Raw genomic sequence first — 6,473 nt, 5'->3', positions numbered from 1 at the left:
TTGCTGACAATCTTATGAATAGGCATGGTTCGTAGCGGAGGGAGCCTTAAACCAGACGAACTCCCGGAGCATGCGATACACATGTCTCGATGTAAGGTCTCCGGATGTGAATTTTCTACGAAAAGTGATGAGTAGTTCTCGTCATGACGGGGCCGCCTACAGTCGACATCCATGTCGACAATCGGCTGACGCGGACATCGTGTCCGCTTTCCCCCTGCCTTTCAGCACTTTTCTAGAAAATATCAACATCCTCCGACAAACATCTTCGACATGGCACCGCATACGCCGGGAGTTCTGCGTTTTGGAAAGCTTTCAAAAAAACCAGTAGCCCCGGCTGGGTATAAGAATAAGCAGTGCCGTAAGCAGACGTCGGTACTTAGCGGTCGTATTGTGACCGCTTATGTACCGCTACGCTCTGCGACAGAGCGCGAGCGTGCCGCGTTTCTTATACCTTGCCAAGGGCTACGGGGATTTGATAGCATTTCTTTACTAACTTTCCATTTACTTCAGTACCACTTTATCCAGATGCCAGATCTCATCCACATACTGCTGGATGGTTCTGTCGGAGGTGAACTTGCCAGAGCATGCCACATTGAGGATCGCGCTCTTAGCCCAGTTGTCTTCGTCGCGGTAAGCGGCTTCTACTCTCTTCTGTGCCTCTGCGTAGGACTTGAAGTCCTTGAGGATGAAGTAGGTGTCTGCCTTGGCCGTACACTGGGTGTTCAGCAGAGAATTGTACAGCGGGCGGAACAGCTCGAGATCTCCCGGTGCGAAGGTTCCGTTGATCAGCTGCATCAGTACCTTGCGGACATCCTGATCATTGTTGAAGATCTCCATGGGATCATATCCGCCATGGTTCTCATAGTTGATAACTTCCTGTGCGGACAGACCGAAGATAAAGGCATTCTCTTCGCCCACTTCTTCTACGATCTCCACGTTGGCACCGTCCATGGTTCCCAGAGTCAGGGCACCGTTCAGCATGAACTTCATGTTACCGGTACCGGACGCTTCCTTACTTGCGGTAGAAATCTGCTCGGAGACATCTGCTGCCGCAAAGATGATCTCTGCGTTGGATACATTGTAGTTCTCAATAAATACGACCTTGATCTTGCCGTTAATAGCGGGATCGTTATTTACTACATCCGCTACGGAGTTGATCAGCTTGATGGTCAGTTTTGCGTTGCGGTAGCCGGCTGCTGCCTTCGCGCCGAAGATAAAGGTTCTGGGATAGAAATCCAGTTCCGGATGCTCCTTCAGTTCGTTATACAGGTGCATTACATGCAGAATATTGAGCAGCTGTCTCTTGTACTCATGCAGACGCTTTACCTGTACATCGAAGATGGATCTGGGATCTACTTCGATACCGTTGTGCTCCAGAATATATTTTGCCAGACGTACTTTGTTCTGGTACTTGATGTTCATGAATTCCTGCTGTGCCTTCTTGTCATCCGCATATACCTTCAGGCGGGAGATCTGAGGCAGATCGGTGATCCAGTCGTCACCTACATGAGCCGTTACCCAGTCAGCCAGCAGAGGATTCGCATGCAGCAGGAAACGTCTCTGGGTAATACCGTTGGTCTTGTTGTTGAAGCGCTCCGGGAACATCTCGTAGAAGTCCTTCAGTTCCTGCTTCTCCAGAATCTCGGTATGCAGTCTTGCCACGCCGTTGACTGAGTAACCGGAAACGATAGCCATATTTGCCATCTTCACCTGTCCATCATAGATGATGGCCATCTTGCGGATCTTCTCCTGTACATCCACGCCGGGTACATTGCTGTACTTCTGCTGGATATCCAGAACGAATCTGCGGTTGATCTCCTCTACGATCTGATAGATTCTCGGAAGCAGTCTGGAGAACAGTTCGATGGGCCATTTCTCCAATGCTTCCGCCATGATGGTGTGGTTGGTGTAAGCACAGGTCTTGGTGGTGATCTCCCACGCTTCCTCCCAGGTCAGATAATAATCATCCATCAGCACACGCATCAGCTCTGCGATAGCTACGGTAGGATGGGTATCGTTCAGCTGGAAGGTAACCTTCTCATAGAACTTATGGATATCATCATGCTTTCTCATGTACTTCTCTACAGCTTCCTGTACGGATGCGGAGATGAAGAAGTACTGCTGCTTCAGACGCAGCTCCTTACCTGCATAGTGATTGTCGTTGGGGTACAGAACCTCTACGATGTTACGTGCCAGGTTCTCCTGCTCTACCGCCTTCTGGTAATCCCCCTTATCAAAGGAATCCAGCTGGAAGCACTCTACGGGCTCCGCATCCCAGATACGCAGGGTGTTTACAATACCGTTGCCATAGCCCACGATGGGAAAATCAAAAGGAATGGCCTTAACAGACTGATAACCCTCCTGGGTAAATACATTTCTGCCATTCTCATCGGTATGCACACTGACATAGCCGCCGAATTTCACAATTTTCGCATACTCAGGTCTGCGCAGTTCGAAAGGATTACCATTCATCAGCCAGTTATCGGGAACCTCTACCTGATAACCGTCGCGGATCTCCTGCTTGAACATACCATAACGATAACGGATACCGCAGCCATATGCAGGATATCCCAGCGTTGCCAGAGAATCCAGGAAACATGCTGCCAGACGTCCCAGTCCACCGTTACCCAGTGCTGCATCCGGCTCCTGGTCCTCGATCAGGTTCAGATCCAGTCCCAGTTCTTCCAGAGCTTCCGCTACGGGCTTATATGCCTTTAAATTGATGAGGTTATTGCCCAGTGCTCTTCCCATCAAAAACTCCATGGACATGTAGTAGACCATCTTGGGGTCTTCCTTCTCATATGCCTTCTGGGTCTCCATCCAGTTCTCTACGATACGGTCCTTGATCGCATAAGATACTGCCTGGAAGATCTGCTGTGCATCTGCCTCTTCCAGATTCTTACGATACAGGGTGCGCACATTATATTCCACACTTCTCTTGAAGAGCTCCTTGTCGAACTCTTTTGCCTTTACCGGCTTCTCGCTGGCTGCTACTGATTTTTTCACCTATGTTCTCCTCTCCATTACCTCTCCGGTACTGTACTCTTCTCAAGATATTCCGCACCGGATAGCGTTATGATTTCATCCATATTCTTAACCAAATACAGGTAATATTATAACAAATATATACACTCATTCCAACTGTTTTCGCCGGTTTTCGTAAGTTTCGTAAATGTTTTTCCGAAACAGAAAAGATTCTGCGGTCCCCCTTCCGGAAAACCACAGAATCTTTATCTTTATACTCTCTCCACAGCGATCACTGCGTTCTCGCCGTTGATATTCCATTCCTTCGATACGCCGTATTCCATACCGCTTGTCAGTTCATCAGCCAGAACCTTGCCGCTGATGGCTTCTTTGTTCTTCTGTGCGATCTCGGACAGCTTATCGTTGCCATTGATGGATACGCGGATGTGATCGGTCACTTCGAAGCCGCTCTCCTTACGCATGGTCTGGATCTTGCTGATGATCTCGTATACGAAGCCTTCCTCTACCAGTTCCGGTGTCAGGTTGGTATCCAGGACAACGGTCATCCGATTGTCCTCCTGAGATACATAGCCTTCCTTCTGTGCCATGTCGATCAGCAGATCGTCCTTGGTCAGTTCCACAGCCACACCGTCTACATCGAACTTTAATGCGCCGTCTGCATTCAGCTCATCCATTGCTGCATTGCCATCGAGTGCTGCAAGGTGCTTCTGGATGCCGCCCAACTGTTTGCCATACTTGGGTCCTACGGTACGCAGCTGGGGTTTGAAGGTGTAAGAGGTAAAGTCACGTACGTCATCGGTAAATACAACTTCCTTGACGTTCAACTCATCCTCGATGATCTCCTGGTAGAACTCACTTAAGGTGAAGTCTGACTTGATATACATTCTGCTGATCGGCTGACGATTCTTGATGGCAGCCTCGTTACGGCATGCACGACCCATAACTACAGCATCCAGTACATCTTCCATATCCTCTTCCAACTTCTTGTCGATGTGATCCTTGTTCACTACCGGGAAGTCACACAGATGGATACTCTCGGGTGCATTTGCATCGTTGCTTCTTACCAGGTTCTGGTAAATATCCTCTGTCATGAAGGGGATCATGGGTGCGGCTGCCTTACAGATGGTCACCAGTGCGGTGTACAGCGTCATGTAGGCATTGATCTTATCCTGCTCCATACCCTTTGCCCAGAAACGCTCACGGCTGCGTCTTACATACCAGTTACTCATCTCATCGACGAAGTCCTGCAGCGCCTTGGCAGCCTCGGGGATACGGTACTGGTCCAGATTGCTGTCTACTTCTGCAACGGTAGAGTTCAGTTTGGACAGCAGCCACTTATCCATTACGGGCAGTTTGTCGTATTCCAGTGTATATTTGGAAGCGTCAAAATTATCAATATTTGCATACAGTACGAAGAATGCGTAGGTGTTCCACAGGGTACCCATGAATTTACGCTGTCCTTCCTGTACGGCTTTGCCGGAGAATCTCTTCGGCAGCCAGGGTGCGGAACTGGTGTAGAAATACCAACGGATGGCATCTGCACCGTAGGTCTCCAGTGCGTTGAAAGGATCTACCGCATTGCCCTTACTCTTACTCATCTTCTGACCGTTCTCATCCTGTACATGGCCCATAACGATAACGTTCTTGTAAGGAGCCTTATTGAAGAGCAGAGTAGATTCTGCCAGCAGAGAGTAGAACCATCCACGGGTCTGGTCCACTGCCTCGGAGATAAAGTCAGCGGGGAACTGCTGCTCGAACAGATCCTTGTTTTCAAACGGATAATGATGCTGTGCAAAAGGCATTGCTCCGGAGTCGAACCAGCAGTCGATTACCTCGGGAACACGCTTCATCTGCTTGCCGCACTCGGGGCAGGTGATGGTGATCTCGTCGATATAAGGACGATGGAATTCTACGGTCTTCGCCTTCTCATTGCCGCTCATCTTGTACAGCTCTTCACGGCTGCCGATGGAATGCTGGTGTCCGCATTCGCACTCCCAGATATTTAACGGAGTACCCCAGTAACGGTTACGGGATACACCCCAGTCCTGAATATTCTCCAGCCAGTTGCCGAAACGTCCCTCACCGATGGAAGCGGGGATCCAGTTGATGGTCTTATTATTACGTACCAGATCATCCTTCACAGCGGTCATCTTGATGAACCAGGACTCTCTTGCATAATAGATCAGCGGAGTGTCACATCTCCAGCAGAAAGGATAATCATGCTCGAACTTCGGTGCATCGAACAGCTTGCCCTCTGCATCCAGATCCTTAAGTACCAGAGGATCTGCATCTTTTACGAATTTTCCGGCATAAGGGGTCTCTGCGGTCAGATCACCCTTGCCGTCTACGAACTGTACGAAGGGCAGCTCGTAATTACGTCCGATACGGCTGTCGTCTTCACCGAAAGCCGGTGCGATATGAACGATACCGGTACCGTCGGTCATGGTTACATAACCGTCGCAGGTTACGAAATGTGCCTTTTTCTTCTGCTTCTTGGCGGCATCTCCCGCACACTTGTACAGAGGCTCATACTCCTTGTACTCCAGATCCTTACCAACATAAGTCTCCAGTACTTCGTAAGCATCCTTGCCCTCTTCTGCCAGGCGGCCCAGAACCTTGTCTGCCAGTGCCTTTGCAATATAATAGGTATAACCGTCGGCGGCCTTCACCTTCAGGTAAGTCTCCTCCGGGTTCACACACAGTGCCACGTTGGAAGGAAGAGTCCAGGGGGTGGTGGTCCATGCCAGGAAATATGCATCCTCACCCTTTACCTTGAAACGTACGATAGCGGAACGCTCTTTGACTGCCTTATAGCCCTGTGCCACTTCGTGGCTGGACAGCGGGGTTCCGCAGCGAGGGCAATAGGGAACGATCTTGAAGCCCTTGTACAGAAGTCCCTTATCCCAAATGGTCTTCAGTGCCCACCATTCGGACTCGATGAAGTTGTCATCGTAGGTAACATAAGGGTTATCCATGTCAGCCCAGAAACCAACGGTACGGGAGAAATCTTCCCACATTCCCTTGTATTTCCAGACGCTCTCTTTACATTTGTCGATAAAAGGTGCCAGACCGTATTCCTCGATCTGCTCCTTACCATCCAGACCCAGCAGCTTCTCAACTTCCAGCTCTACGGGAAGTCCGTGGGTATCCCAGCCTGCCTTACGGGGAACCATATATCCCTTCATGGTACGGTATCTGGGGATCATATCCTTGATGGTACGGGTCTCTACATGACCGATGTGGGGCTTACCGTTGGCGGTAGGCGGTCCGTCGTAGAAGGTATAGGTCTCGCCTTCCTTACGGTGTTCCATACTTTTTTTGAAAATGTTGTTGTCTTCCCAGAATTTCTCGACAGCTTTCTCACGGTCTACGAAATTCAGGCTTGTGGGTACCTGCTTGTACATAGTGCGCTTCCTTTCTTAAAAAAAATGGCTCCGTCCCGTAACAGGACGAAGCTCATGCATTCGTTAACCACCTCTTACAACATA

Annotated in this window: 2 protein-coding genes; both read right to left on the bottom strand. The window is 49.7% G+C overall.

The features are described from left to right. Nucleotides 1-501: 501 nt before the first annotated feature. Complete coding sequence (locus ACLTOH_RS09930) at nucleotides 502-3,006, bottom strand: glycogen/starch/alpha-glucan phosphorylase (RefSeq protein ID WP_118669367.1); 2,505 nt, start codon at nucleotides 3,004-3,006, stop codon at nucleotides 502-504. A 230-nt stretch (nucleotides 3,007-3,236) separates the two neighbouring features. Then, nucleotides 3,237-6,389, bottom strand: coding sequence for an isoleucine--tRNA ligase (gene ileS / locus ACLTOH_RS09925; protein ID WP_118669368.1), 3,153 nt, complete (start codon nucleotides 6,387-6,389; stop codon nucleotides 3,237-3,239). Nucleotides 6,390-6,473: the final 84 nt, after the last annotated feature.

Origin of the sequence: Waltera sp., assembly GCF_046969025.1 — a bacterium.
GTDB classification, from domain to species: domain Bacteria; phylum Bacillota; class Clostridia; order Lachnospirales; family Lachnospiraceae; genus Acetatifactor; species Acetatifactor acetigignens.
This window is presented reverse-complemented; position numbering and strand designations above follow the sequence as displayed.

Coding starts and splice junctions, on each gene's coding strand:
- ileS (WP_118669368.1), bottom strand. CDS start 6,389: ATGTACAAGCAGGTACCCACAAGCCTGAATTTCGTAGACCGTGAGAAA.